This is a genomic window from Catalinimonas alkaloidigena, from assembly GCF_029504655.1.
Lineage (GTDB): Bacteria > Bacteroidota > Bacteroidia > Cytophagales > Cyclobacteriaceae > Catalinimonas > Catalinimonas alkaloidigena.
In genome coordinates this window covers 6,974,048-7,000,233 of sequence record NZ_JAQFIL010000001.1, presented here as the reverse complement: position 1 = coordinate 7,000,233, position 26,186 = coordinate 6,974,048, and the positions used below count along the sequence as shown (strand labels likewise).

The 26,186-nt window shown below is 42.7% G+C and carries 26 protein-coding genes; 13 read left to right on the top strand and 13 right to left on the bottom strand.

What is annotated here, in order from left to right; genetic code table 11:
• The first annotated feature begins 20 nt into the window (after window positions 1-20).
• Entirely contained in the window at window positions 21-698 is a 678-nt protein-coding gene (trmD, locus tag OKW21_RS28435) for a tRNA (guanosine(37)-N1)-methyltransferase TrmD (protein WP_277486401.1), read from the top strand.
• Here trmD and OKW21_RS28430 read toward each other — a convergent pair.
• The gene (locus OKW21_RS28430; protein ID WP_277486399.1) at window positions 695-1,330 is read right to left on the bottom strand and encodes a hypothetical protein; all 636 of its coding nucleotides are present in this window, start codon (window positions 1,328-1,330) and stop codon (window positions 695-697) included. The two genes, trmD and OKW21_RS28430, sit on opposite strands and share 4 nt — an antisense overlap.
• A gap of 307 nt (window positions 1,331-1,637) precedes the next feature.
• Here OKW21_RS28430 and OKW21_RS28425 point away from each other — a divergent pair, with 307 nt between their 5' ends.
• Window positions 1,638-3,143: an MltF family protein gene (locus tag OKW21_RS28425; protein WP_277486397.1), complete on the top strand. Its 1,506-nt coding sequence runs from the start codon at window positions 1,638-1,640 to the stop codon at window positions 3,141-3,143.
• Here the strand turns inward: OKW21_RS28425 and crtD are convergent.
• The 4 genes from crtD to OKW21_RS28405 all read right to left on the bottom strand — a co-directional run bounded on the left by crtD (window position 3,140) and on the right by OKW21_RS28405 (window position 6,832).
• Complete coding sequence (gene crtD, locus OKW21_RS28420; RefSeq protein ID WP_277486395.1) at window positions 3,140-4,615, bottom strand: 1-hydroxycarotenoid 3,4-desaturase CrtD; 1,476 nt, start codon at window positions 4,613-4,615, stop codon at window positions 3,140-3,142. The two genes, OKW21_RS28425 and crtD, sit on opposite strands and share 4 nt — an antisense overlap.
• Complete coding sequence (locus OKW21_RS28415; protein WP_277486394.1) at window positions 4,608-4,979, bottom strand: transmembrane 220 family protein; 372 nt, start codon at window positions 4,977-4,979, stop codon at window positions 4,608-4,610. Before OKW21_RS28415 ends, crtD begins: the two co-directional genes overlap by 8 nt.
• Before the next feature lie 96 nt (window positions 4,980-5,075).
• Complete coding sequence (locus OKW21_RS28410; RefSeq protein ID WP_277486392.1) at window positions 5,076-6,002, bottom strand: sugar phosphate isomerase/epimerase family protein; 927 nt, start codon at window positions 6,000-6,002, stop codon at window positions 5,076-5,078.
• A 53-nt stretch (window positions 6,003-6,055) separates the two neighbouring features.
• The gene (locus OKW21_RS28405; protein ID WP_277486389.1) at window positions 6,056-6,832 is read right to left on the bottom strand and encodes a 3-keto-disaccharide hydrolase; all 777 of its coding nucleotides are present in this window, start codon (window positions 6,830-6,832) and stop codon (window positions 6,056-6,058) included.
• Between the two features lie 357 nt (window positions 6,833-7,189).
• On the opposite strand from OKW21_RS28405, the gene OKW21_RS28400 reads away from it, so the two are divergent.
• Both OKW21_RS28400 and OKW21_RS28395 read left to right on the top strand, forming a co-directional pair.
• Window positions 7,190-8,335, top strand: coding sequence for a Gfo/Idh/MocA family protein (locus OKW21_RS28400; protein ID WP_277487817.1), 1,146 nt, complete (start codon window positions 7,190-7,192; stop codon window positions 8,333-8,335).
• 217 nt (window positions 8,336-8,552) lie between these two features.
• On the top strand, window positions 8,553-9,293 hold the full coding sequence (locus tag OKW21_RS28395; protein WP_277486387.1) for a head GIN domain-containing protein: 741 nt from the start codon (window positions 8,553-8,555) through the stop codon (window positions 9,291-9,293).
• Window positions 9,294-9,355: 62 nt separating this feature from the next.
• Here OKW21_RS28395 and OKW21_RS28390 read toward each other — a convergent pair whose 3' ends face one another.
• Together OKW21_RS28390 and corA are read right to left on the bottom strand one after the other, a co-directional pair.
• Window positions 9,356-9,604: a hypothetical protein gene (locus tag OKW21_RS28390; RefSeq protein WP_277486385.1), complete on the bottom strand. Its 249-nt coding sequence runs from the start codon at window positions 9,602-9,604 to the stop codon at window positions 9,356-9,358.
• Window positions 9,605-9,718: 114 nt separating this feature from the next.
• Window positions 9,719-10,885, bottom strand: a complete 1,167-nt coding sequence (corA, locus tag OKW21_RS28385) for a magnesium/cobalt transporter CorA (RefSeq protein WP_277486383.1) — start codon at window positions 10,883-10,885, stop codon at window positions 9,719-9,721.
• Between the two features lie 175 nt (window positions 10,886-11,060).
• Between corA and OKW21_RS28380 the strand changes: the two genes are divergently transcribed.
• Window positions 11,061-11,483, top strand: a complete 423-nt coding sequence (locus OKW21_RS28380; protein ID WP_277486380.1) for a high-potential iron-sulfur protein — start codon at window positions 11,061-11,063, stop codon at window positions 11,481-11,483.
• Between the two features lie 42 nt (window positions 11,484-11,525).
• Here OKW21_RS28380 and OKW21_RS28375 read toward each other — a convergent pair whose 3' ends face one another.
• Genes OKW21_RS28375 through OKW21_RS28360 form a run of 4 tightly spaced genes read right to left on the bottom strand, consistent with a single transcriptional unit; the run spans window position 11,526 to window position 15,724 of the window.
• The gene (locus tag OKW21_RS28375) at window positions 11,526-12,857 is read right to left on the bottom strand and encodes a DUF58 domain-containing protein (RefSeq protein WP_277486378.1); all 1,332 of its coding nucleotides are present in this window, start codon (window positions 12,855-12,857) and stop codon (window positions 11,526-11,528) included.
• The gene (locus OKW21_RS28370) at window positions 12,857-13,843 is read right to left on the bottom strand and encodes an AAA family ATPase (protein ID WP_277486377.1); all 987 of its coding nucleotides are present in this window, start codon (window positions 13,841-13,843) and stop codon (window positions 12,857-12,859) included. The genes OKW21_RS28375 and OKW21_RS28370 overlap by 1 nt, the downstream gene beginning before the upstream one ends.
• 4 nt (window positions 13,844-13,847) lie before the next feature.
• Window positions 13,848-14,987 (bottom strand): hypothetical protein, encoded by a 1,140-nt coding sequence (locus OKW21_RS28365; RefSeq protein WP_277486375.1) that lies wholly within the window; start codon window positions 14,985-14,987, stop codon window positions 13,848-13,850.
• On the bottom strand, window positions 14,984-15,724 hold the full coding sequence (locus OKW21_RS28360) for a DUF4129 domain-containing protein (protein ID WP_277486373.1): 741 nt from the start codon (window positions 15,722-15,724) through the stop codon (window positions 14,984-14,986). The genes OKW21_RS28365 and OKW21_RS28360 overlap by 4 nt, the downstream gene beginning before the upstream one ends.
• Before the next feature lie 172 nt (window positions 15,725-15,896).
• On the opposite strand from OKW21_RS28360, the gene OKW21_RS28355 reads away from it, so the two are divergent.
• The 4 genes from OKW21_RS28355 to OKW21_RS28340 are packed head-to-tail and all read left to right on the top strand — an operon-like array spanning window position 15,897 to window position 19,741.
• Window positions 15,897-16,607 (top strand): GntR family transcriptional regulator, encoded by a 711-nt coding sequence (locus tag OKW21_RS28355; RefSeq protein WP_277486371.1) that lies wholly within the window; start codon window positions 15,897-15,899, stop codon window positions 16,605-16,607.
• 28 nt (window positions 16,608-16,635) lie between these two features.
• Window positions 16,636-17,397: a deoxyribose-phosphate aldolase gene (deoC, locus tag OKW21_RS28350; RefSeq protein ID WP_277486369.1), complete on the top strand. Its 762-nt coding sequence runs from the start codon at window positions 16,636-16,638 to the stop codon at window positions 17,395-17,397.
• Between the two features lie 6 nt (window positions 17,398-17,403).
• Window positions 17,404-18,537: a carbohydrate kinase family protein gene (locus OKW21_RS28345; protein WP_277486368.1), complete on the top strand. Its 1,134-nt coding sequence runs from the start codon at window positions 17,404-17,406 to the stop codon at window positions 18,535-18,537.
• A 58-nt stretch (window positions 18,538-18,595) separates the two neighbouring features.
• A complete protein-coding gene (locus OKW21_RS28340) occupies window positions 18,596-19,741 on the top strand; it encodes a Gfo/Idh/MocA family protein (RefSeq protein WP_277486366.1) in 1,146 nt (381 codons plus the stop codon).
• Window positions 19,742-19,807: 66 nt separating this feature from the next.
• Here OKW21_RS28340 and OKW21_RS28335 read toward each other — a convergent pair whose 3' ends face one another.
• Both OKW21_RS28335 and OKW21_RS28330 read right to left on the bottom strand, forming a co-directional pair.
• A complete protein-coding gene (locus OKW21_RS28335; RefSeq protein ID WP_277486364.1) occupies window positions 19,808-20,701 on the bottom strand; it encodes a DUF7847 domain-containing protein in 894 nt (297 codons plus the stop codon).
• Window positions 20,688-21,686, bottom strand: coding sequence for a stage II sporulation protein M (locus tag OKW21_RS28330; RefSeq protein ID WP_338130094.1), 999 nt, complete (start codon window positions 21,684-21,686; stop codon window positions 20,688-20,690). Before OKW21_RS28330 ends, OKW21_RS28335 begins: the two co-directional genes overlap by 14 nt.
• Window positions 21,687-21,775: 89 nt before the next feature.
• On the opposite strand from OKW21_RS28330, the gene OKW21_RS28325 reads away from it, so the two are divergent.
• From OKW21_RS28325 to OKW21_RS28310, 4 genes are all read left to right on the top strand, one after another.
• Window positions 21,776-22,474, top strand: a complete 699-nt coding sequence (locus OKW21_RS28325; protein ID WP_277486357.1) for an RDD family protein — start codon at window positions 21,776-21,778, stop codon at window positions 22,472-22,474.
• Window positions 22,475-22,572: 98 nt separating this feature from the next.
• Window positions 22,573-23,148, top strand: coding sequence for a Uma2 family endonuclease (locus OKW21_RS28320; protein ID WP_277486355.1), 576 nt, complete (start codon window positions 22,573-22,575; stop codon window positions 23,146-23,148).
• A 468-nt stretch (window positions 23,149-23,616) separates the two neighbouring features.
• Window positions 23,617-24,714 carry an alginate lyase family protein gene (locus OKW21_RS28315; RefSeq protein WP_277486351.1) on the top strand — a complete coding sequence of 366 codons (1,098 nt, stop codon included), beginning with the start codon at window positions 23,617-23,619 and terminating at the stop codon, window positions 24,712-24,714.
• Between the two features lie 213 nt (window positions 24,715-24,927).
• Window positions 24,928-26,184 carry a parallel beta-helix domain-containing protein gene (locus OKW21_RS28310; RefSeq protein ID WP_277486346.1) on the top strand — a complete coding sequence of 419 codons (1,257 nt, stop codon included), beginning with the start codon at window positions 24,928-24,930 and terminating at the stop codon, window positions 26,182-26,184.
• Window positions 26,185-26,186 lie beyond the last annotated feature (2 nt).

Here is a 26,186-nt window from a genome sequence, read left to right as displayed (position 1 = left end):
GTGTCCTTAACTGTAAATTTATGAGAATAGATATTATTACCTGTTTGCCTTCCCTGCTAGAAAGTCCCTTCTCTCATTCTATCCTGAAACGTGCCCAGGACAAAGGACTGGTAGAAGTTATCGTGCATGATCTGCGTGATTATGCCGTTAATAAACATAAGCAGGTAGACGACTATGCATATGGAGGTGGGGCAGGTATGGTGCTGATGATAGAACCCATTGTTAGCTGCATTGAACAATTACAGGCTAAGCGAAATTATGATGAGATCATTTATATGAGCCCTGACGGAGAACGTTTGGAGCAGCCGCTCGCCAATCAGCTTTCTCTCAAAAAAAACCTGATTTTACTTTGTGGCCATTATAAAGGGGTGGATGAGAGAGTGCGAGAGCATTATGTAACCCGCGAAATCAGCATCGGAGATTATGTGCTCTCTGGCGGTGAACTTGCTGCTGCAGTGCTGGCTGACTCTATTATACGGCTGCTTCCCGGGGTGCTTTCAGATGAGACTTCGGCGCTTTCTGACTCTTTCCAGGATAAATTGATTGCCCCTCCTGTTTTTACTCGTCCTGCTGACTACAAAGGGATGAAAGTACCTGATGTACTACTCTCCGGTAATGATCAATTGATTCATGACTGGCGGCACGAGCAGTCGGTAAAAAGAACAAAAGAGCGACGGCCAGGACTACTGGATGATTAATTGAGAGAGAAGTTCTTCAAAAACCGGCTTAGCTTATCATATTTTTCTATAAGCTGAGAGGCAGTATCTCTTTTAAGAAGGTAGTGTCTGTAGGTAAGAATCAGTTGCTGAAAATTCCTTCTTTCTGCCAATCGGGCCAATACTATTCCTTTTAGGCAGCGATTGAACGCATTATATGCATACTTCAGCTTTTGATCGGGATACTCATTGAATAGCTGATCCAGGTGATTTACATCATTATACTTCTCTAAAAAAGCGAAGCCTTTTGTTTGCATGAATCCAATAATCCGTAAAGCAGCCTCCTTGATATCATCTTCATGTTTTATTTCAAAACGCAGATGTGGTTGAGCGATCAACTCACCCATCTTTACCACCAAAGTGTTACTATGCTCCTGGTAATCAGATAAACCCATAGTAAACTGATATGCTAATTGTTCAACCAGATCTAACCTTATACCCAGTTTGATGTCAAGCAGGCCTGGCTTGGAGCCATTCACATTGATTAATACATTATCAAAACCAATTTTTCTCTGTTTGCGAAACTGATGATAATGTGCTAACCATTGATATTCTCTATTCCTAAAAAAGGGCTCTAATTCTTTAATAATGAGCTTTTCTGTTTGGCTCTTCATTTTTAAGTGATATTTAAAGACATATTTCTTTTATTATTTATTAAAAAAGTATAATTTTAGCTAAATAAATTAAAATGTTACACACGGTATGTTTATTGCTGTTTGTAACAAAAAACGAAGGCTTGTCGTTTATCAACAGGACTTTACAATTAGTATTTTGTAAAATTTTGCTAAGCTTAGTTGCATAGATCATCTCTTCAAATACTGAAGAGATAGTTTTTTGGAGCTGATGCTTTAAATATTCTGAAGATTATTACCTCGTAAGGGAACACTTGTAGAGGTATACTAAATCTTAAAATAGAGTATAGTGATAAAAGCAAAAAATTATATATCATACGTATCTCACACCCGATTGCTCCTAACTTTTCTTTTCCTGTTCGTTTTTTCATGCAGTGAGGAGAAGAGCGGCCAGGACCATTACGAGCATCAGGCCAAGGCACTTGAGCCAGTTGAATTTGACCTGGATCAGATCCGTGAGCGAGGTAGTCTGGTTGCTATTTTGAATAATAGCTCTACTGGCTATTTTATTTATCGTGGGCAGCCCATGGGTTATGAGTACGAATTACTTACCCGATTAGCCTCTGAGCTTGGGCTTCGGCTTCAAATTAAGCTTACCAGCGATATTGATGAGGCTGTGCAGATGCTTAATGAAGGCGAGGGAGATATCATTGCATTTAACATGGCTGTAACAAGCGGTCGCCAGGAGCAGGTTGCTTTTACTGAGCATCATAATGAAGTGAAGCAGGTACTGGTACAGCGTAAGCCAGAAAACTGGCTCGCGATGAAGCGCCATGAGATTGACGATATTCTGATCAGAAACCCTCTGGATATTGATGGAAAAACCATACACGTTCAGAGAAACTCCGCATTTGTTACCCGCCTGGAAAACCTTTCTGAAGAGATCGGTGGTAAGATAGAGATTGTTCAGGCAGAAGTAGGTCAGGACACCGAGGGTCTGATCCAGAAAGTAGCAGAAGGAGAGATTGACTATACTGTAGCCGATGAAGATGTTGCTATGGTAAATGCTACTTATTATTCCAATATAGATGTAAGCACACCCATTAGCTTTCCTCAAAAAATCGCCTGGGCTACCCGCAGTAACGCTACCCAACTGCTTAATACAGTAAACAACTGGATCATGCAGATGAAGAAGCAAACAGACTACTATGTGATTTACAATAAGTATTATAAAAGTCCCAAAGCATCTCTACGTAGGGTAAAAAGTTCATATTCTTCACTGAGCAGCGATAAGATTTCACCCTTTGATGATATTTTCAAACAAGCTGCCGATAGTCTGGGGTGGGACTGGCGTTTGCTGGCTGCGCAGGCCTTTCAGGAATCTAAGTTTGATATCACTGCTGAATCCTGGGCTGGTGCTATCGGGCTGATGCAGTTACTTCCTGAAACCGGTGAGCTTTATGGCATATCAGATATGCATGACCCTTTACAGAGCCTTCAGGCTGGTACCGCCTATCTGAGCTGGCTGGATGATATTTGGACCAAATATATTCCTGACAGCGATGAGAGAATTAAATTCGTGCTGGCTTCTTATAATGCCGGTCAAGGGCATGTGCTTGATGCAAGGAGGTTGGCGCAGAAGTTTGGCAAAAATCCCTCCAACTGGGACGATGTTGCTTATTTCTTAGAAAGAAAGTCTGAGCCTGAGTTTTATAATGATCCGGTGGTAGAATCCGGCTACTGCCGCGGCAGCGAGCCGGTAAACTATGTAGAGGATATCATGAGCCGTTATGAGCGCTACAAGCAGCTGGTTAATCCTGAAGTGATCATGGCCTCCGCCGAAGCTTCTATCTAGATATCAGGAATTTGTTCCGTTGCTATCTTGGCTGACAGTAAGCTGAGGGGTATTCCTCCTCCGGGATGTACACTGCCTCCGCAGAAAAACAGATTTTTATACTTCCGGCTAAAATTGGCGTGCCGCAAAAATGCGGCATATTTATTATTAGAGCTGTTGCCATACAATGCTCCCATAGAAGATGATGTCCTTGCTTCTATCAGCCGGGGGTCCAGAATACTTTCACATTGGATGAGCGCCGCGACATCCCTATTCAGCATTCTGCTCAACTTTTTTACGATATTTTCACGCGACTGCTGAATGATTTGATCCCAGTCCTGTCCAGAGTTATTAGGTACATTGATCATAGTAAACCAGTTTTCACAGCCTTCCGGCGCATCGTCTTTCCTGTATTTGGAAGTAATATTGATATATACAGTAGGGTCTTCAGATACGCCTCCCTTTTTGAAAATATACTCAAACTCCTGCTGATAATTCTGGCTGAAAAAAATGTTGTGCAGATCCAGCTCTTCAAAATGCCGGGCTATTCCCCAATAAAAAATAAGCGCTGAACTAGACTTTGGCTGATTAAGCAAACGCTTAGGTTGGGGCTGATCATGTAATAACTTCCTGTAAGTATTTACAATATCCATATTGCTGACCAGCAAATCAAAAGGCATCTTTTCGCTATTTACGGTCAGCCCATTTGCTTTATTCCCATCCAGATGAATCTTTTCTGCTTTGGCGTTGAAGTGAAAGTTTACTCCCAAAGATTTAGCCAGTTCAAACAAACTTATCGTGATGGAGTGCATGCCTTCTACTGGAAAATAGGCTCCAATGTTAAATTCCAGATGGGGAATGATATTAAGCGTAGCGGGGGTCTGGTAGGGGTCGGAGCCATTATAGGTAGCATAGCGATTAAATAATTGCACTAAACGGAAATCACTAAAAAAACTTTCATTAGCCTCGTTCATACTACGGAAAAAATCCAGGCGGTGAAGCTGGGTATAGGCCTTAAGTGCCTGAGGATTGGTAAATGTTTGCCAGCGATGCAAAGACTTTTTCATGAATAGATCAGAAAGAAGATCGTAAAGTCTCTGGCTGTTTTTTAGTGCCTTATCAATTTTTCCTTTTGCCTCACCTGTTTTCTGGTAAATCTCTTCGGCAAATTTTTTTCGGTCTGCATAAGCCTTCAGCTTAGTACCATCTTCATAAAAATAATGGCAAGACACCGGCAGTTGAATGTATTGAAAATGATCTGCTGCATTCCTGCCCGATAGCGTAAAAAGCTCATCTACAAATTCCGGAAGTGTAAACAGTGAAGGTCCTGCATCAAAGCGGTAGCCACCCTGACGAATTTCTGTAAGCTTACCGCCGGGGTAAGCATTAGCCTCAAATACATGAACATCATACCCCTTATTAGCCAGGCGAATGGAAGCAGCAATACCAGCAATGCCTGCTCCAATAATACCTGCTGTGGGACGTTTAGCCATTCCTTACTCCTGTCTTCTTTTTCCTGGTAAGCAGATGAAAAGCTAAAGCGAGAATTCCTATAAGTAGCCCACCTGCTTCACGGGTTTGCTCTATGTACATTTTTTCTGCATCCATACGGTTCATCAGGTTTTCTCCGCTAGTTAAAAACTCAAACACACTGGGCAGTAAGTAGATAAAATAGACTACAAAAATTGCTAAACCGGGAAGTATCAATGCCATATTGTATTTCCCGAATATTGCCATGCCTGAGATAACTCCCAGATAAATATACAACACAATCCAGCTTAGACTGTCAGGGTCGTTAAGCTGAAAAAATGCGAACAATGCAAAAAGTATGGTTAATACGATATTAATAATTTTCATGTAAACAGGAACGTATAGTTCAGCGAATCAATAAATGAAGAAAAAAGGGACTGCAAAATGATGTATGTCATTTAACAGGCCCTAAATAAATATTTATTAAGATAGTTTTCCTCCTACTTTTTCAAGAAGTTTCTTGGTAGCCATGATGCCTTCTTTGTCACTGAGTTCACTTCCTCCGTACTCAATACCTACATATCCGGTGTAACCAGCATCTTTCACAATCTGCATCATGCGGCTAAAATCTATTTCCTTACAATTTCCCTCCTTGTCAAAGTTATAGGACTTGGCACTTACCCCTTTAGCATAAGGCATAAGTTCTTCTACGCCTTTATATTTATCATAGGTTTCCGACTGGTTTATCCTAAAATTGCCAAAATCGGGCAAAGTACCACAGCGAGGATGGCTTACGCCCTTCATCACCTCTACCAGCCAGCTGCCTATGGATGAGTATCCACCATGATTTTCCACAATTACATTGATATCATGCTTGTCGGCAAACTCCGTTAATCTTCCCAAGCCATCAATAGCAGCATCTTTTACCTCGTCCGCAGTACCTTGTCCGGCAGCATTCACCCTGATGGAGTGGCAGCCCAATTCCCTGGCTGCTTCTACCCACTTATGATGGTTTTCTACCGCCTGTGCTCTTTCTTTATCATCAGGAGTACCCAGATTACCTTCCCGATCTACCATGATCAGTACGCTAGTTACGCCATGATCATCCGCTCTCTTTTTAAGTTCACGTATATACGCATCGTCTGCTTTGTCGGAGAAAAGCTGGCTGACGTACTCTATGGCATCAATATCATAGTCCTGTTTAGCAATTTTGGCAAAGTTCAGTGGATCCAGCTCTCCGCTTCGGAAGCCTTTATGCATTGACCACTGGGCCAGAGAAATATCAAAAAACATATTTTCTGAAAGCAGGCTTGCCTTGCTTAAAAAGGGCAGCATACTTAATCCGGCAGTAGCCTTAGCACTGGCTGATAAAAATGAACGTCTGTTAATACATTTATTCAGTTCTTTCATAGGTTGTATAAATAAAAAAGGCATACCTGTGAATAGGTATGCCAAGGTTAAATTTATTGATCCAGCTTTCTTAGCCAGATATTACGGAAGCTCACTGTATTACCATGATCCTGCAAAGCGATAGGCCCATCGCCATGATAGATAATCTTAGGAGGGCCAATATATGCAGTGGTTCCTTGAATTTTGGTAGCATTCTGTACAACTATACCATTGTGCAATACCGTTACCTGCGCCTTCTCCAGCAAAGCCCCATTTTTTTCATCAAAGCGGGGTGCAGTGTAAATGATATCGTATACTTCCCATTCATCTACCGGGCGCATTGCATTGACCAGGGGAGGTGACTGCTTGTATATACTGCCTGCCTGACCATTGTAGTAAGTGCGGTTATCATAAGAATCCAACACCTGAACTTCATATAAGCCCTGAAGAAAGATTCCACTGTTCCCGCGTCCTTGACCTTCACCACTTACCTCCTGTGGAGAACGCCACTCTATGTGCAGCTGAAAGTCGCCAAAATTTTCTTTGGTTTGAATACCACCGGTGCCGGGTTCTACTGTGAAATATCCATCCTCTACTTTCCAGGGGGCAGCACTACCATCTTTCTGACTTTTCCAGGCTGATAAATCTGATCCATCAAAAAGTACAATCGCGTCTGATGGGGGTTCTGTGCCCTGACCGGGAGTTACTTTCGGACGTTCGGGATCCCAGAATTCGGTGTCTTCAGGTTTCCAGTCTTCTTTAATGATTTCCTGCGCTATGCTGAAGTGAGCGCAAAAGATACTAAGCAAAAAAACCGTCAAACCGTTTTTTAAAGTTGTTGCCTTAAACATATTAATCGGTTGTGTTTATAAAAATTGTTAGAAAAACTACGAAAATTTTGATTGATTATTTTATGAATAACCTTTCTCTTTTGCTATAAATATGCGGGTGATTATATTTATCCATTGCGTCATTCACATTAGTATTTCTTTAGAAATTACTGGCCTATATTCTCTTCTCCAAAAACGCTCTTGCAGCAAGCTCAGAAGCCTTAAAAAGTGGTTTCGCTGTAGCTATTGTGTCACAAATTTATAACTTTGTGGATAACGCCCTATTTTTTAATAAGTTAATTTTCTCACCGAATTAAGTGACTGTTTTATTACAAATTTTATAACCTTACTATGGCTACAGTAAACAGAAAACTCAGAATGGGTATGGTTGGAGGGGGCATAGGCGCCTTTATTGGTGGTGTACACCGCATTGCTGCTGCAATGGACGGACAGATAGAATTGGTATGTGGAGCGTTCAGCAGCAAGCCCGAAAAATCCAAAGCTTCGGGCAAGGAACTTTTCTTACCACCTGAGAGAGTTTATGGCAGCTTTGAAGAAATGATACAGAAGGAGAAAGCGCTGCCTGAAGGCGAACGCATGGATTTTATTTCTATTGTTACTCCTAATCATATGCATGTGCCTCCCGCAAAGATGGCGCTTGAAAACGGTTTCGCTGTCATCTGTGACAAACCTCTGGCTTTTAACCTGGTAGAAGCCAAAGAACTGAAAGAAGTAGTAGAAAAAACAGGTTTGACCTTTGCCCTTACCCATAATTATACCGGTTACCCTATGGTGAAACAGGGTAGAGATATGATCAAAGACGGTATGTTAGGTAAGATCAGAAAAGTAGTGGTAGAATATCCGCAGGGCTGGCTTTCCAGAATTGTTGAGCATGGAGAAAATAAACAGGCAGCATGGAGGGTAGACCCAAAACAGGCTGGCGTTAGTAGCGCTATGGGTGATATCGGAACGCATGCTGAGAACCTGGCTGAATTCATGACCGGTCTACAGATTACCGAGCTTTGTGCAGATCTAACCGCTTTTGGTGAAGGACGAGAACTGGATACGGATGGTAATATTCTACTCCGCTTTGACAACGGTGCCCGTGGTGTACTACATGCCAGTCAGATTGCTGCTGGTGAAGAAAACAACCTGAAAATATTTGTGTATGGCGAAAAAGGCGGATTAGAATGGCGTCAGATGGAGCCAAACTCTCTTATTATTCGCTGGCTGGACCAGCCTATTCAGATTTATCGTCCTGGTGTCGACCGTACTTATCTGAGAGAGAGCGCCATGGCCCATACACGTATTCCTGCTGGCCACCCTGAAGGTTATCTGGAAGCTTTTGCTAATATTTACCGCAACTTCGCCATGACATTGCGGGCCCGTATGGAAGGTAGAGAACCTGATCCTCAGCATCTTGATTTTCCTACCATTGACGACGGCATAAGAGGCATGGCGTTTATCGAGAATGCGGTAGCTTCAGGTAAGAGTACCGAAAAGTGGTATAAGTTTACCATCTGAGCTGAAAAGCCTGATGACAATCTTATTAAGCCGTTTGCCAGCAATCATTTCTAAGCCATGTTTTTCATGGCTTTTTTTTTGCCTTACCTTCCTTTATTCAGGCCTGCTACGGATACGCAAACAAGAAACAGAAAAATATATTATTTTTTTCCAACCCGAGGTAGGGTATCCTGTGCCTTAGCTGTATTAGTATCAAATGAGATAATGATTAACAGCTATGAAAACGAAAAACCTATTGTATAATATCATACCCGCTCTTTTCCTTCTGGTGTCTGCGAACAGTTGCTATATCGATTTTGATAATGACGATTTTGGCCCTGCTATCAAAGGTTCAGGAAATGTAGTTATTGAGGAGCGAGCCCTATCTGAATTTGACCGCATCATATTAGAAGGTTCAATGGACCTTGTTATCCGACAAGATGATGAACAGCTTCTTGAAATTGAAGCCGATGATAATATTGTGCCTGTTATCACTACCACTGTGCGGGGTGGCGAGCTCAAAATTAAAAATACCAGATCTTATCGCAGCCGTAACAATGTGAAAATCTATATTAGCATCAGGGACTTAGAAGAGCTCAAGCTACGTGGCTCAGGGGATGTGTATGGAGAAAATATATTTACCGGGGATAGGCTTAACCTAGAAATCTCAGGCTCTGGTAACATGGATATGGAAGTATATTACGATAGACTTTTCTCTGAAATCAATGGCTCGGGAAATTTTAGTCTGTACGGTGAAGCCCTGAAGCAGGAAGTACGCATTAATGGCTCCGGAGATTATCGCGCTGCCGATCTGCTCTCTGAGGAAACTGACATCAATATCTCAGGAAGTGGCAATGGCACTGTAAATGTGAGTGATTTTCTGCGGGCTGAGATTCGTGGTAGTGGTGATATCATTTACTATGGTGATCCTCAGGTAAACAGCTCTATCCGAGGCTCTGGTAATCTGATCAAGCGATAGAAATAGAAAGGATGTTACCCCCCTGGGTTTCATTTAGCGAAATCCAGGGGGTAATTTTTAGATTAGTTCGAGCTGCCTCCATAGCGCCCTTTGTCTATGTCTGTTTTGTCCGTATTCCGATTTGGGTTTTTCACTGGCGCTCCTTCAGGATCAGGATTATTCTGCTCATCCGTATATTCCTTCCTTAATTCTTCTTCTCTTTCCAGTTCTTCTTTGTTCTTAACAGTTTTGGTTTCAGATTTATCCTGAATAGTGCCTCCTGGCTTTCCTTTGTTATCTTTTCCGGTATGCCTACTATCTCTCTGTGCCATAATGAAAAAAATTTTCAGTTAAAAAAATCATTTATACCAATCTAACCCATCAAATACAAAATCGTTATCAATTTTATGAATAAAAATTAATTCCATCTTCTAGATGAATCTACTCTAAAACCACTTCCTGCTCCGCATATAGATATACATACCTATACCTAATACCAGCATAGTGCCTACTGCAACCGGGTAACCCCATTCGTAATGCAATTCCGGCATATGGTCAAAGTTCATCCCGTAGATTCCAGCTACAAAAGTAAGGGGAATGAATATTGTGGCAATGATAGTCAATGTCTTCATCACATTGTTCATGCGATTGCTGATGGTCGACATGTACAGATCCATGAAGCCAATTAATACTTCACGTTGCGACTCCATAGTACCGATAACATGGTCTACGTGGCTATAAACATCGTCAAAAAAACGCATTGTATTTTCCTGGATCAGTTCATCCTCCGTATTGAGCTTGCGTAAGGCGTCTCGTAAGGGATATACGATCTTTCGTAGCTCTATCAGCTGGCGCTTCTGGTGGGTTATCCTTTCTACCACATCATGCTTTGGCTCCTTGATAAGTTCATCTTCAAGTGCGTTCATATGGTCGTTAATCTCTTCGGTGATGGTATAATAGTTATCTACAATCACATCTATCAAAGCATAGAGCAAGTAATCAATTTTTCTTTTTCGGATTCTTCCTTTTTGATTTTCCAGACGATGACGTACCGGCTCAAACACATCGTGCTTGGTCTCCTGAAAGGAAACCAGATAATTTTCTCCTAAGATAAAACTGACATGCTCCTGTTCTATCAGCTTGGTTTCAGGATTGACCTTTAACATCTTGAGCGTCAGAAAGAGATGATCTTCATAATCCTCAAATTGTGGAGAGAGGACAGTATTCATGATGTCTTCCATGGCCAGCAAATGCAAGCCGAAGTGATCTCCCACCTCTTGAATCAACTGTGTATTGTGCAGTGCACTGATGTTTACCCAATTAAACTTTTCTCTGCTCATTATGCTCAGTACTTCCTGAAGCTTATCGCTTTGATGTTTGCTGATGCCTTGTTCATCATACTGATACAGAGAAATTTCAACAGGTTCTTCGGTATTCACTCCAGTGTAAATAAGGGTACCGGGAGATGTACCTGCGCTCTGGCTAAGCTTAAACGAATCGTGCTTTTTTCTGGTCAGTGATAAAGCGCTGAGCGACATATCCCTGACTGCCCGGGTTACTTTTCTGACATTTCTGGTGGTTTGCCTTACGGATTTTTCTATCGGGTTCTGCATAGCAAAAGTTTATTCTTCTCCCACAATTGTATCATTTTTTGAATGATAAAAAAACTTTAAAATTTAGATAGATTATAAACTACTTAGCCGTTAAAACAACTATACCAGCTCATCATTTTACATCATGGTTTCCGTGTAAACCGAAATTAATATGTTTTCTTAAAATGTAAGTCTTATGAAAATGATGACTCGTAATTCGTTTGTAAAAAAGGCAGGCGTATTTGGCCTCACTATATTATCCGGTCCGGCATGGCTCAGTGCTTGTGGAGGCTCCACCTCTGAAACTAAAAATAATGTAATACCGGATGAAAGCGCTCCTTCGCCATCTGCATCAGATCCAGTTACTGAAGCTCCTGCTCAGGCACAGACCCAAGCAGATTGCAGTGAGTACAATCAAGAGTTAACTGAGGCAGATTTAGAAATGCGCAAAAGCCTGGAATATGTTGCTGAATCTCCGAAAGAAGATCAGTTCTGCACCAACTGCCGTTTCTGGCAACCGGATGATTTTGAAGGGGCATGCGGCGGATGCCAGCTTTTTGCAAAGGGAGCTGTCAATCCTCAGGGCTGGTGCAGATCCTGGGTAGCCAAAGAAGCATAATATAGCGTGAATAAGGCAAACTGCATATGTAGGCTGCCTTATTCATATTACACCTCTTGCTTTCAACTCAAGGTATTTATTAATGGTATCTACTGAAAGCTGGTGGGGTGTAGTCAATACACTATAGATACCATGCTTTTGCAAAGTGTCAGCCATTATCTTCTTTTCCAGCGCAAACTTCTCGGCCACAATCTTCTGATAAACATCCTGTATACTGTGTACTTCCTTCTGAAGTAATTTGTACAGTTCTGTGTTCTTAAAGAAAATTACCACCAACACGTGAGTGGCAGCCAGCCGCCGGAGATAGGGAAGTTGTCGCTCCAAAGAAGAAAGAGATTCAAAATTAGTAAAGAGCAGGAGCAAACTGCGCTGTCGTATCTGCCGCCTCACCTGCACATAAAGCGCTTCATAGTTAGCTTCTTTATAGGCTGTCTTTTGCGCATACAAAGCTTCCATGATCAGGTGCATCTGGTTGCTGCGTTTACTGGCAGGCAGTATTTGCTGCACTTTATGCTGAAAGGTGATCAACCCGGCTTTATCTTCTTTCTTAATAGCGATATTACTGATCACCAGACTGGCATTGATGGCATAATCCAGCAGGCTCATTTCTTCAAAGGGCATTTTCATCGTCCTGCCTTTATCTATCAATGCATATACCTGCTGCGAGCGTTCATCCTGATATTTATTAACCATCAAATCTCCCCGGCGAGCGGTCGCTTTCCAGTTGATGGTACGAAAATCATCTCCGGCTACATATTCCTTGATTTGTTCGAACTCACGATTATGCCCAAATCTGCGGATACGCTTGATACCCAGCTCTGTCAGATGACTGGAAATGGCCATCAGTTCGTACTTGCGCATCTGTATAAAGGATGGGTACACTGGAACTGATTTACCCTGTGAGAAACGAAAGCGACGCAGTAGAAAATTGAGGGGAGAGGCTGCGTAAATGTTTAAAGTCCCAAATACATATTCACCCCGCTTTACCGGCCTCAGCCTATAGTTCAGCGTATGTGTCCTGGCCGAAGTTAGATTCAAACGGATATCAAAATCCCTTTTTTGAAACTGAATAGGAATCTCATCTATGATGCGGAGCTGAGCTTTAAAATTATAGTGATTCGTAATATTAACCTTTAATACGTTCTCATCTCCATTAGATAGACGATCGGGAGTAAGTCGGTAGCCGCTAATTCCCTTTTTAGTATTATAGAGTAAAAGTATATCCGCCACGATGAGCAGCAGCCATATCAAAAAGCTGACCTGTGCCACCCGAAAAAGCCAGGCAAAACTAAAGCTTAGCACAAAGAGTAAAACTATGATAGCCAGGCCCAGAAAGAAACGATTGGTGAGGAATAAAGAACGTATCACTTTCACTACCTCGGTACTTCTACTTTATCAATCATTTGTTTGAGTACCGCATGTACGCGCTGCCCTTCCATCTCCGCTTCGGGAGTTAAGATCACCCGATGTACCATCACCGGAATGGCCATCGTTTTGATATCTTCCGGCGTTACAAAATCTCGCCCGTGAATGGCCGCATAGGCTTTGGCAGTGGACATGATCGCCAGAGAGGCGCGGGGAGAGGCTCCCAGGTACAAAGCTTTGGCCTGCCTGCTTTCGTTGACAATGGCGGCAATGTAGCGGATCAGGTGATCTTCTACATGAATTTCGCCAATCTTATCCCGATAGTTAGTAAGTTGTTCAGCACTAATTACTGCTTTAACAGTAGAAATATCCTGCCGATTATGGCGACGGTGAAAACGCTCCAGCATCATGGTTTCCTCATCCAAAGAAGGATAATCTACTTCTATTTTGAGAAGAAAACGGTCTAGTTGGGCTTCCGGTAGACGATAAGTCCCTTCCTGCTCTATAGGGTTCTGGGTGGCCAGTACCATAAAAGGCTCTTCCATTTGGAAAGTATGAAGATCTGTAGTGATTTGCCGCTCTTCCATCACCTCAAAGAGTGATGCCTGCGTCTTGGCCGGAGCCCGGTTAATCTCATCTACCAGCACGATGTTTGAAAAGACGGGGCCTTTACGGTATTCAAAGTCTGTTGTTTTTGCATTGAAGACTGAGGTGCCCAGCACATCAGAAGGCATAAGGTCAGGGGTAAACTGAATACGGGAAAACCCTACAGAAACAGTTTTGGCTACCAGCTTGGCAGTAAGGGTCTTGGCTACACCGGGCACACCTTCCAGCAGCACGTGTCCATCAGCCAGCATAGCAGTGATGATGAGGTCTACCATGCGTTCCTGTCCCACAATCCACTCTCCGATATTTTTGCGGATCTGCTCCACACTTTCTGCCAGCTGGCTCAGATCCACTCTGCTTTGAAAAGTATTTTCTTCCTTAGGTTCCATAAATTCAGATTATTGCTTCCTGCGAGTAGAAGCTGTCAATATTTTGGTTCAATACTAAAAGTTCTTTTGAAGAAATCTGTTGCTTATTTTGCAAAGTGAGGATGAAGTCAAACGTTTTGTCTACTTCTCCTTTGTCTTTGGCTGTTTTATGAGCTACCCGCTCTCTAAAATTTTGATCCTGCCACTCACCCTCCAGCCGGAATCTGCTCAGTAAATATTCGCGTAAATAAATGATTTTCTTCCTCGCCATCTCCTGATGATTGCTACCCTGCATAAAGAGGTTGCTTACTGTCTGCACAAAATCTAATGTTGTATTACTGGGGGGCAAAAGCACCGGCACAGCTCGTTGTCTCCGTTTTGACTCAAAAATCATGAACAGTAGCAAGCCTGCCAAGCTCAGGTATACTGCCCAGCGTAAAGCTGGCACACTGAGCAAAAAACGCAGCGGTGTAGCAGGCTCCATTCTTCCCAGATGATAATATTCATTCCATAGCACATCCCTGAGCGGCAGAAAACTTAGGGAGCGGACTGCTTCCTGATAAAGTTCGCCTTCCAGCATAAAGTAGTTGGTATACGCTTGTGGCACACTGCTGAGCAATAATGCCCCTTCTCCTTTATTGAAGCGAAGTAATACCGGATCACCACTTTCGTTTTGTGCCAATACTTCCATGCGTAAAGAGTCATATGCAGAAAAATAATAGAGGCTCTCCCGTATCTCCAACGTGTCTTCTTCCTGTACAATACCCTCTTGTAGCCGGGTATCTGTTTCTAATTTCAAAGTATCTGCCAGCTTACCCCCAAATGTACGGGCAGCAGCAAACACGGACCCTCCCTTATCCACTATATTCCATAAAACTTTTGCATCCTGCGCATCAGGAGAGAAGTCTGCAGCAAAGATCAGTATATTTTCCTGCTCATAAGCCTGATCCTGTAGTTCATATAAACTACGATAAACTGTACTAACAGCCTGTTCGGGAAACAGGTAAGAAAGGTTTTCAAATAAAATGTATGTTCCGTAAGGACTTTTGTGCTTATGATGCAGACTAAAGGTCCAGTCGGCAGGCGTAGGGGCCAGCAACTCTAGCAAAATCAAGAGCAAGAGAGCGCTTCCCAGGATGAGATAATATTTCCATTCTTTCCTCATGTGCTCACTGCCCGTTGATGATCAATAGCTTGGTGCAGGCTGTTCACTTTTTCGTAAAGCGCCGCATCTACCGGAAACTCTCCATACCAGGCATATTCATAATAAATGCTCAGTCTGCGAAAACCCGGCTTTATGTTCTCCTGCATTAATTCACTTTGATAATCCGCATTTGTCTTTCCGGGATGCCACACAATCAGCTCACTGTCTGCAAGTTTTTTGAGGGTGTAGATATACAGGAGTCGTATGGCTCTCCGAAAGTCTGCTGCCTGCCGGGCTTTGCTGATCTCTTCTTCAAAATTCAGTTCATGGATATCCTCTTCCAGCATATCCTGTACCTGCATATTGCTCAGCTGCTTCTCTCTGGTGAAAAGTCCAGAAACACTTACTCCGGATAACTTTAGTACTGCGAAAATGATCATGAACGCGCAAAAAATATATAGTGCCCAGCCTACTGGAAAACTAAAATTTACTTCTCCAAACAGTTTTCCCAATTGCTGGAGTATCCATTGCCAGAGTTGCTGCCAAATACTTATGCTTTGTTGATAGCCATAGCGGTAATTAAAGTCTCCATCCGCGCGGTATTGTTCTATCAGCCTGGAAGGTATGTCTCTACCATTTGCTTCCTGCATCAATGCCTCATTGAAATCGTACACCTTATCCGGTACCCTTTCCTGTGCAACTGCATAAGTGCTGAGGAAGAGCATCAGCACACTTAAATATACTTTTTTTGACAGCACGCTTTTTGGTATTAAAAACTGTTTACGACTCCCAGTCTACTTCCTGCCAATTTGTACAAATTGAGAGCTTATCACAATTTTTTTCACAGGAAAAGCTTACAGCAGCTCGCATAAATAGTAAGCCTCACAACTTGTATATACAAGTTGGATTTTTAAATTTGTATGACACGCTATGAGCATACCCCGATACTTGCAACTCCATGCGCTGCTAAAGGAGCAGATTATCACCGGAAAGTTTTCAGAAGGCAGCCTGCTTCCTTCTGAAAACCAGCTGAGCCTGCAACATCAAATCACCCGGTCCATGGTTCGTCAGGCATTAAAAGAGCTGGAAAAAGATGGACTGATACGTAAGCAACAGGGCAAAGGAAGTATTGTGGAGAAGAAGGAAAACAGATTGGCCCTCTTGTCGTTTAGGGGATTTTCTGAAGTTGTAGGTGCCAGTGATCATCAGGCATCTTCACATTTCCTGCGCTCACCCTATAAAAGCCGCTGGGGCAAAAGCTTTTTTTTTGAGCTGAGCCACTCTGAAAAAAAGCGGGGATGTGTGGTTTTGGAAAGACTGCGTAAAGTAGACGGGCAGCCGGTAATGCTTGAGTATACTTACCTGCCCGATGTTTTGCCTGATTTTTTGGATAAAGGCTGGGTTGAAGACTCCCTCTTTAAAACCTTAATGACGCATTATCAACTCAGTATAGTCAGTGTAGAGCAGTACATCAGCGCCATCAAAGCAAGTGTGGAAATGGCGGCACACCTGAAAACGCAGGCTGAAAATCCTTTGCTGAAGATCAATCGCAAATACGCTACTGACAGGCCAGGTTTCTATGTTTACAGTTCTCTTTACTGCAATACTGAGCACTATGCCATCAGTAGTTTTATAGAATGATAACATTAATATTTTTTACCCCATAATTATGGACAAAATCACTGAACTTGCGAAAATGATTGACCACTCTCTGCTTCATCCTACTATGGATGATGCGATCCTCAGAGAGGGGTGTCGGCTGGCCAGGGAATACAATGCGGCTTCTGTATGTATTAAGCCCTATGCTATCCCTCTGGCAGTAGAAGAGCTCAAAGGCTCAGATGTACTGGTAGGTACGGTTATTGGATTTCCCCAGGGCAATTCTACTGTAGAGGTCAAAGTCTTCGAGACCGAGCAGGCATGCAAGGCGGGCGCGGTAGAGATAGATATGGTGGTCAATATCGGCAAAGTGCTGGGCGAAGACTGGGACTACGTGACAAGTGAAATCAAAGCTGTTAATGATGCTACCCATAAGCATGGGGCGACTCTTAAAGTTATTTTTGAAAATGATTTTCTCCCCGAAGATAAATTCAAGATCAAGCTTTGCGAAATTTGTAGCGCGCTGAAAGTAGATTTTGTAAAAACCTCTACTGGCTATGGTTTTGTTAAAGGAGAGGATGGAAAGTACAGCTATCAGGGTGCCACTGAACATGACCTGAAGCTGATGCGTAAGCACACTGCCGATGAAATTCAGGTAAAAGCAGCCGGAGGGGTTCGTACACTGGATGACCTGCTCAGAGTAAGAGAATGGGGCGTGAGCCGAATTGGTGCTACCGCCACCGCAGCCATACTAGATGAAGCACGTAAACGCTTTGGTGATGATGGTGAGAAAGAAGCTCCTCGTAAATTTGGTACTACTCCCGGTTATTGACCTTCTATGGACCCGCTGCCCCTCATTGACGAGCTTCTCCATTTGCTGGCAAGCTTTACTCCTCCTAAGGATAAACAAGTATTTGTGGGGCTGGATGGCTATATAGACAGAATTCAGAAGGTAGTACAGACCCAGGAAGAAGAACAAAACAGCTATTTTTCTACTATTCCTGAGCTTGCATCCCGTATTAGCCTGGCTGCAGGTAAAAGTGCTCAATTGGAATTGGTAAACCAGACCGTTAAGCCAGGAGGCAATGCGCCTATCATGGCACATGCCCTGGGTACATTGGGCATCCCTAATTATTGCCTGGGAAGCTTTGGAGAGGATACTATTCACCCGGTTTTTCAATCCATGTCTGATCACTGCACGCTACTTTCACTGGGTAAGCCTGCTGAAACCAACGCGCTGGAATTTGACGATGGTAAACTTATTCTATCCGAGGTAAGTGCCTTTAGCCAACTTGACTGGTCGTATGTAAAGGAAATATACAGTGCGGAGCAGTTGCTACGCTTTATGAAAGACTGTAGCATCATTGCCTTGGTAGACTGGTGTAATCTGCCTCGGGCTACCGACATATGGCAGGGCATACTTCATGAAATTCTTCCTAAACTTAGCCATGGGCAAAACAGGCAATTTTTCTTTGACCTGGCTGACCCTACTAAAAAGTCTGAATCGGAGATTGGCAGGATAATCAGTACGATGCAGGCTTACCGCCAATATGGTAATGTTACCTTAGGACTCAACGAAAATGAAGCTTATCGCCTGGCACAGGTACTTTTTCAGCAGGAGGGGAGTGAAACAATGCCTACAGCGCTTCAACTAAATGAAATCTGCTCTTTCATTTTTGAGAAGTTGCGGATAGACTGTCTTTTGGTGCATCCCCTTGACCGTTCTGTGATTGTCACAAAAGAAGGCCTTTATGAAGTTCCCGGCAAGTTGGCCCAAAAACTACTTATTTCTACCGGGGGTGGAGACAATCTAAATGCCGGGTTTTGCCTCGCCCTGCTGGCAGGCAGTAGTCTACAGGCAGCTACACTACTGGGCATGGCTACCTCTGGTGCTTATGTACGGGATGGACAAAGCCCAAGCCGCTCTCGCCTGTTAGCCTACCTGGAAGAATGGAAGGCTGCATTAGCGTAAATCAATAAAAAATATTAATATCGGCGCTATAAGTTTAGAATAACCAACCTATTAAAACATGCAAAAAATTAAGATTGGCGTAGCAGGATTAGGTTTTATTGGCCCTGCCCATATTGAGGCACTACGGAGAATCCCTAATCTGGAAGTAGTCGCAGTCAGTGACTTCACCCTCGAAATAGCCCAGGCCAAAGCCACATCGCTGGGGATAGCACATGCATATGGCAATTTTGACGAATTGCTTAATCATGAAGGCATACAGGCAGTACACATCTGTACGCCTAATCATCTTCACTATGAAATGGCCAAAAAGACGCTGGAAGCAGGCAAGCATGTGGTTTGTGAGAAACCTCTCGCTACTACAGTGCCACAAGCCGAAGAGTTAGTAGCGCTAGCCAAGTCAAAAGGGCTGGTAAATGCTGTACATTTCAACCTACGTTTTTATCCTTTAGTCAAAGAGATGAAAGCTATACGTGAGAGTGGAGAACTGGGAGAAGTTTTTTCTGTCATAGGAACATACCTGCAAGACTGGCTTTATTACGCTACTGACTATAACTGGCGCCTGGAGCCGGAAATGTCCGGTGACTCAAGAGCCATTGCCGACATTGGCTCTCATTTGCTTGACCTGGTGGAGTACATTTCTGGCTTAGAAATACTGGAAGTAATGGCCGACTTCAGCACAGTACATAAGACGCGTAAGAAGCCTTTGAAGCCGGTAGAAACCTACTCCGGAAAAATGCTGAAACCTGAAGATTATCAGGATATTCCTATCAATACAGAAGATTATGCTACTGTAATGCTACGCTTTAACAATGGTAACAGAGGAGTAGTAACTGTAAGCCAGGTGGCTGCCGGAAGGAAAAACCGTATCAATCTGGAGTTCTCTGGCTCTAAGCAGGCTATGCACTGGTGCTCTGAGTCTCCTAATGAACTATGGATTGGTAAACGCGACACCGCCAATCAGTCACTCTTAAGAGATCCCGCTTTGGTACATGAAAGTGCTGCTCAGACTATTTCTTTTCCCGGCGGACATAATGAGGGCTTCCCGGATACTTCTAAACAGATGTTTAAGGAGGTTTATGCAGCTATTCGTGAAGGAAAACATGTGGAGGACAAGTACGCTACCTTCGCTCACGGTTTACGCGAGTTGAGCCTATGCGATGCCATTGTAGAAAGCGATAAAAAGCAGGCATGGGTAAAGCTTTAAATTACTGAAAGGTTCATAAATAAGAATGGCCGGGTTTGACTTCCTGGCCATTTTCATTTTCTATTGTTAATAACTTTCCTCTTCTGAGTTGTGGGATTTTTGCTGTCCCAGACTGTCAATATCTTCCATCAGGCCGGCCGCTTCTTTTTTCTCTACCAGATTACCGTATTGGTAACCTATAGCCACCAAAATAATACTATATAGAAACTGTGCCCCCATAGTGCTTACTACCTGTGCTACGATGAATAATGCCTGTATCACTGCCGAGCTGTTTTGAATTTCATAATCTGCCGAAGTAGAAAAGTAAGTACCAAGCCCCGTCATGAGCATCACCGGAATACCAAGAATAGAGCCTAAGATGGCCTGAAGTATTATCATCACCAGTATCAAGCCGATGGTACTTAAATAGTGATTTGAGACCAGGCTAAAGCTACGGGAAAAGGCTTCGCCAAAGCTAAGCCTTTCTTTTACCTGTAAAATAAAGATGAATGACAGCGCAGCCATCAATATGAAGCCAGGAATAATTAATAAGCCAAAGCCTATGATTATGAGTATGGCTGTCACAATCAGGCTTAATAATATTGGCAAAAGATTTCCTTTAACCCTTGTCCATACTTCGCTTACGCTAATGTTTTCATAATCGTCACGCTCGGTATATAATGAGAAATAGCTGTACACTACTGAGATTACTACAGCCGACGAAAGAATAGCAATAACATTGGCCAGTCCGGTCCCTCCCAGAAAAGATATGGCTTCTTCTTCTGAAAACTCACCATCGCTAAAAACTATGTTCATTGAAGTAATGGCCGAAATAATCCCCACCACTATCAATACCGGACCGGCGATATACAGCAGACTTTTTCCCAGAGGAATAAAATTCTGTCGTAAAAAAGTAAAGGTAGCGTTGATCTTATCACCAAAATCACGCTGCTCATATAATTTGATCTTACTGCCTTGCATGCTGCTGTAGTTTTGCGGGGTATATGACAAAATAATAAAGGACAAAGAAAGCAGAGCTTAAAATGATCCCCAGACGTAGAGGCCAGGGCCAATCCGTGAGGCGGGTCACAAACGATTCCAGAAAGCCTGCAATAATGAATAAAGGTACCAGCCCTACCACAATTTTCATCCCCTTACGGGCTCCTTTTTTGAAAGATTCCATACGGGGGTAAGTACCCGGAAATAAAATGCTATTGCCAATCACTAAACCCGCGGCACCGGCAATGATGATGGAAGATATCTCAATAGTACCATGAATCCATATGGTGAGGAAAGAGGAGAGTAATACTCCCTTTTGATAAAAGAAATACTGAAAAGCTCCCAGCATGATCCCATTCTGCAAAAGCACAAAGCCAGTACCTATAGAAAGAAATATGCCCGCCACAAAAGCCATAAAGGAAACTTTGATATTGTTGACTGTAATAGCAAAAAACATATCACTTCTTCCCATACTTTTATATACCGCCATAGGGTCATTATTCTCAATGTTTTCCAGCGTCATATTTACATAACTATCTCCCAGAATCAGGCGCACAAAGCTATCATCATGGGCCGCCGAGAGAGCGCCTATCAGGCATGCAATGGTAAAAATGACGAATGAATAGAGCATCTGCTTGCGAGACTGATACAGTATCTGGGGAAGTTCTGTTTTCCAGAAACGCACAAAGCGGCTCTGCTCTTCTTTCTTATTGCGGTATATCGCCTGATGCACTTTGGCGGTCAGGTTATTCAGATAAGCAGTAGTATTACTTTGAGGGTAATGGGTCTTGGCATAGCCCAGATCATCTGTAAGCTGAATAAAATAATCTGCCAATTCATCCGGTTTCAAAGTACCTTTACCCGAAGACATTGCCTCCCTCAGTGCTTCCCACTTCTTTTCATTTTGCTTGACAAAGGCCGCTTCTCTCATCAATTTCGTATTTTCTGCCTCAGTTTGGATAGCCACAAACCGAAAACTTATCGTATTTTTACTATCTGAATGATGACCAATTTAGCGAGAGAAATTTACAAATTAAACTATCAATCACTGCAGCTATGCCGCGCATTAGTATAGAAACGACACAAAATGTACAGGTAGATTATGTATTAGCAGGTATTGGCAGCCGCATACAGGCTTTCTTTCTGGATCTGCTAGTGATCGCTGCCTATGGGATCGTACTTCTTTTAGTCTTTTCACAGCTAGGCATCACGCCTCCTACCGCCCTGATTGTGGTGTTAAGTTTACCCCCTTTTTTGTATCATTTACTTTGCGAGATATTTATGGACGGGCAAAGCCTGGGTAAAAGGCAAATGAATATCAAAGTGGTTAAGCTGGATGGATCGGCTCCGGGCATAGGCGCATACCTCATTCGCTGGCTCCTCCGCCTGGTGGATATCGGCATGATGAGCGGAGCTATTGCTGTTTTAAGCATTGCTATTTCCCGCAACGACCAGCGCCTCGGGGACTTAGCCGCCGGTACTACGGTGGTTAAGCAAAAAGCCGGTCAGCCTTTATCCGTTTTCTCCGTTGAAGAGGATTATCAGTCTGTTTTCCCTGAAGTAGTAAACTTACATGATCAGGACATTGACATCATCATGCGCGTAATCCATACCTATCGGGAAAGCGGCCAAACTGCTCCTCTTATGGCTACGGCCCATAAGATTCAGGATTTGCTGAAAATCCAGAGTGATTTACGCCCGCTGCAGTTTCTCTATACTGTTGTAAGAGATTATAAGCATTTGACTTCTAGGTAGTAACTTGTTAGGATAAAACTTTGTTGTTATCAACAATAGGTGACAGCTAACTTTTTAATATATTGTTTTATTGATTCTTTTTCTTATTACATTGATAAATGATGGAAGCTGATGTAGCCAAAAGATTATTTACTATACAAGAATACCATAGGATGGCTGAGGCTGGTATTCTTCATGAGGATGACCGGATTGAATTAATTCATGGTGAAATTATCAAAATGAGGCGGAGGGCCGCACCCCCAACAGGAAATTATCATGCGGCAATAGTAAGACGTGTTTCTACTTTGCTCATCCCTCAATTGGCACCTGAATATCTTGTTGATGTGCAAAACCCTGTTCGCATAGGTGAACATTCTGAACCTGAGCCAGATATTAGTATTTTACCTTTCCGTGAGGATTACTATGCTTCTACCGGTGTAACATCCGCTGATGTACTTTTACTCATTGAAGTATCTGACAGTACATTACATTATGAGCGTGATAAAAAGTTACCCCTTTATGCCACTGCTCAAATTCCCGAAGTATGGATTATTGATGTGAATAAAAAAAGATTATATGCCTATCGTCAACCTGTAGACGGAGAGTATCAGGAAAAGAAGACAATAAGTAATAAGCGTGAGATATCAGCTACTCAACTTTCCTTAACAGTGAAGCTTAACGACATGCTGGTTTAAGTTAGCTGTCCTTTTTCTATGCACGTCAAGGTTGAAGAAATACTCCAGAAATATGATAGTGTGGCAATTCATTATGGTCTTACTTCACTTGAATGGAATTTCACCAAAGCAAATGAGTAGCATGATCTCCTTATCAACTGTTATTTACAACTCAGATTTGAAGGCAAACGATTAGTATTACTAGTAGTGATGTTTCTTTCTCATGAAAATGAACATTTGATTTTATGGTCAGCTACTCATCTTTTACATTACAGCGAAAAAATGCTATGAGGCCCCTTGATAACTTAACTGAATCAAACGGTCTGGTGAGTATTGAAGCCAAGTATACTTTACTGGAATGGAAAGAAGGAAATTTAATCCTAGATTATCTAGATTATAAAATAGATTGGTCCAAATAAATTGTATGTTATTCCAAATTTCTACTATAATCCTTCCTTTCATGGTTTTATGCCCTCTACAATATTTACTATGAGATTTTTATTCATCGCCTTCTTCCTGATTAGCATGTCTTTTTCAGCAGTGGCAGAAGTCAGCATACGGCAAACGCTCCTGCTTACTCCCGAGGAGCAGCAGTACTTGATGAAGCTCATTCAGGAAAATAAAGAAGTGAGAAATCTCTGGTATCCTGTCAAAGACGCAGCCCAAGCAATCCTCTTTGAGCATCCTCAGCCATTAAAAGTAATTCATTATGAAGGCCTGCTGGATACTGATCCTAAAAGAGTAGCTACCGAAAAAAGCCTTCGCGACATGGATAAGATAGCCGTTTTGTTGAATGCTTTCTATGGTACACAAAATAAAGCCTATGTCGCAATGGCAAAAAAATACATTCTGGCCTGGGTAAATATTTATCAGGCAACCGGCAACCCTATCAATGAAAATAAATTTGAACCCCTGATCCACAGCTATCAGGTAATGAAAAGCTACTTTAGCCCTGCTGAGAAAGAACTGGTAAACCAGTGGCTGGTAAGAATTGCTGAAGGGGAAATGGCTAACCCTAATATTCCTGAAAACAACTGGAAAGCCAAACAGATCAAACTGGTGGGTACAATCGGCCTGGTAGTAGAAAATCAGGCTTATGTGCAATACGCTACTGAAAATTTTAAAGCCTATGTGGACAAATCTCTATACGGAGATGGCAGCAGCCGGGACCTGGAGCAACGTGATGCGCTGAGTTACCATACTTCCGGTCTTGATCCTCTGCTCATGTATGCCATCACTTTAGACCAACTTGGAGTACATGCCTCTGAGGATTTATTCCGCTATGAAAACCCCGATAGCGGAAGTATCAAAAAGTCTGTGGATTTTGTAATTCCATATGCTTTAGGAGAAAAAGAATATAAGGAGTGGGTAAATACCAAAGTTGAACTAGATAAACGCAGAGCAGAAGCCGGACTAAAAAAGTATCAGCCCGGGAAACTATTTAATCCCAAAGAATCACGAGATACTTATGAGCTGGCCTACTACTTTGACCAGGACTATAAAGATGTTATTCAGCATCTATCAGACGATGGTTTTGAGGAATACAATAGCTGGCTTTTAGTTTTAGTTGATGTGTCCCGCCGGTAAGTCAGCTCCATAAATAAATACTATCCAATATCTCCAAATAATGAATAGCCCAAAACTTCAACTCAAACAGGAGAAACCATAAGAAATGAAATGCCCGCTTCGCCAGCAAGAAGGAAGTGAATATCTGTAAATCCGGATGAGCTTGTCCGAACTCCTGAGTTCGGACGTTTCTTTTGTGCCTCTTGGTTTATTTTGTAAAAAACAATTCCGACAATGAAACAGTACTATATCCTTTTCTTGGTGTTTATCCTGCTTTGGTCTTGCGGCCCTGATCGGTATGATCCCGAACGAAATTATCAGGACAAGGAAAAAGAAATCCTCACCCAATTTATCATCGCCGAAGACAGCAGTGTGATTGAGCTGTCGGAAGGGCATTTCCTGTTTTCGCGTAGCCTGATCATGGATGGGAAAAACCACATTACCATCCGGGGCAAGGGCATTGATAAAACCGTACTCAGCTTTAAAGGGCAACAGGAAGGAGCCGAAGGTATCCGCATTACTAACAGCAATAACATTACTCTTGAAGATTTGACCGTCGAGGATGCTTCCGGCGATAACATCAAAGTGATGGATACCGATGGTATCACTTTCCGCCGTGTTAAAGTAGCCTGGACCGGCCCCATCAATGAGGAAAACGGAGCCTATGGCTTTTACCCCGTCATCTGTAAAAATGTACTGATTGAAGGGTGTGAATCTATGGGCGCTTCCGATGCGGGTCTGTATGTGGGGCAGTCGGAAGATGTAATTATCCGCAATAACAAAGTGTATCAAAATGTAGCCGGTATTGAAAGTGAAAACAGTGAGCGGGTAGAAATTTATGGAAACGAATGTTGGGACAATACCGGAGGAATTTTGGTGTTCAACCTGCCCGGACTTACCCGCTATGGCCAACACATCAAAGTACATGGCAATATGGTGCATGATAATAACCGGGAGAATTTCGCGGTGCCTGGCGCCATCGTAGGTACCATCCCGCCCGGCAGTGGCATCATCGTTCTGGCTACTAAAAATGTAGACGTACTTGACAATGAAATCAAAGACCACAAAACAGTAGGCGTTTCGGTAATCAGTTATGAGCTGATGAGCGCGATGGAAGGAGGCAATGAAGAAGAACAACCTGACCCTGAAAGTGGGGTAAGGGGCATTCAAGCTGATTTCCGCAGTGATAAGAATTACGATCCTTTTCCCGGCCAAATCAGTATCTACAATAATAAGTTTGAAAACGACAACTGGTTTCCTTACCTCGGCTCAGACTTCGGCAAACTCTTTTTATTTAAGCTGGGGCCCACTATTCCGGATATAGCCCTGGATGGTATCAAACCTGATGATTATTTTCTGGCCAATGGAGACGTGAATCCTTCTTATAAAGTTTGTATTGACGAACAGCAACCCATCAGCTTTGTAGATTTAGACGCTGCCAATGATTTTGAAAATCTGAGTATGGATGTTAGCAGATTTAATTGTCGATAAGC

Coding starts and splice junctions, on each gene's coding strand:
- trmD (WP_277486401.1), top strand. CDS start 21: ATGAGAATAGATATTATTACCTGTTTGCCTTCCCTGCTAGAAAGTCCC.
- OKW21_RS28430 (WP_277486399.1), bottom strand. CDS start 1,330: ATGAAGAGCCAAACAGAAAAGCTCATTATTAAAGAATTAGAGCCCTTT.
- crtD (WP_277486395.1), bottom strand. CDS start 4,615: ATGGCTAAACGTCCCACAGCAGGTATTATTGGAGCAGGCATTGCTGGT.
- OKW21_RS28415 (WP_277486394.1), bottom strand. CDS start 4,979: ATGAAAATTATTAATATCGTATTAACCATACTTTTTGCATTGTTCGCA.
- OKW21_RS28410 (WP_277486392.1), bottom strand. CDS start 6,002: ATGAAAGAACTGAATAAATGTATTAACAGACGTTCATTTTTATCAGCC.
- OKW21_RS28405 (WP_277486389.1), bottom strand. CDS start 6,832: ATGTTTAAGGCAACAACTTTAAAAAACGGTTTGACGGTTTTTTTGCTT.
- OKW21_RS28400 (WP_277487817.1), top strand. CDS start 7,190: ATGGGTATGGTTGGAGGGGGCATAGGCGCCTTTATTGGTGGTGTACAC.
- OKW21_RS28395 (WP_277486387.1), top strand. CDS start 8,553: ATGAAAACGAAAAACCTATTGTATAATATCATACCCGCTCTTTTCCTT.
- OKW21_RS28390 (WP_277486385.1), bottom strand. CDS start 9,604: ATGGCACAGAGAGATAGTAGGCATACCGGAAAAGATAACAAAGGAAAG.
- corA (WP_277486383.1), bottom strand. CDS start 10,885: ATGCAGAACCCGATAGAAAAATCCGTAAGGCAAACCACCAGAAATGTC.
- OKW21_RS28380 (WP_277486380.1), top strand. CDS start 11,061: ATGAAAATGATGACTCGTAATTCGTTTGTAAAAAAGGCAGGCGTATTT.
- OKW21_RS28370 (WP_277486377.1), bottom strand. CDS start 13,843: ATGGAACCTAAGGAAGAAAATACTTTTCAAAGCAGAGTGGATCTGAGC.
- OKW21_RS28365 (WP_277486375.1), bottom strand. CDS start 14,987: ATGAGGAAAGAATGGAAATATTATCTCATCCTGGGAAGCGCTCTCTTG.
- OKW21_RS28355 (WP_277486371.1), top strand. CDS start 15,897: ATGAGCATACCCCGATACTTGCAACTCCATGCGCTGCTAAAGGAGCAG.
- deoC (WP_277486369.1), top strand. CDS start 16,636: ATGGACAAAATCACTGAACTTGCGAAAATGATTGACCACTCTCTGCTT.
- OKW21_RS28345 (WP_277486368.1), top strand. CDS start 17,404: ATGGACCCGCTGCCCCTCATTGACGAGCTTCTCCATTTGCTGGCAAGC.
- OKW21_RS28340 (WP_277486366.1), top strand. CDS start 18,596: ATGCAAAAAATTAAGATTGGCGTAGCAGGATTAGGTTTTATTGGCCCT.
- OKW21_RS28335 (WP_277486364.1), bottom strand. CDS start 20,701: ATGCAAGGCAGTAAGATCAAATTATATGAGCAGCGTGATTTTGGTGAT.
- OKW21_RS28325 (WP_277486357.1), top strand. CDS start 21,776: ATGCCGCGCATTAGTATAGAAACGACACAAAATGTACAGGTAGATTAT.
- OKW21_RS28320 (WP_277486355.1), top strand. CDS start 22,573: ATGATGGAAGCTGATGTAGCCAAAAGATTATTTACTATACAAGAATAC.
- OKW21_RS28315 (WP_277486351.1), top strand. CDS start 23,617: ATGAGATTTTTATTCATCGCCTTCTTCCTGATTAGCATGTCTTTTTCA.
- OKW21_RS28310 (WP_277486346.1), top strand. CDS start 24,928: ATGAAACAGTACTATATCCTTTTCTTGGTGTTTATCCTGCTTTGGTCT.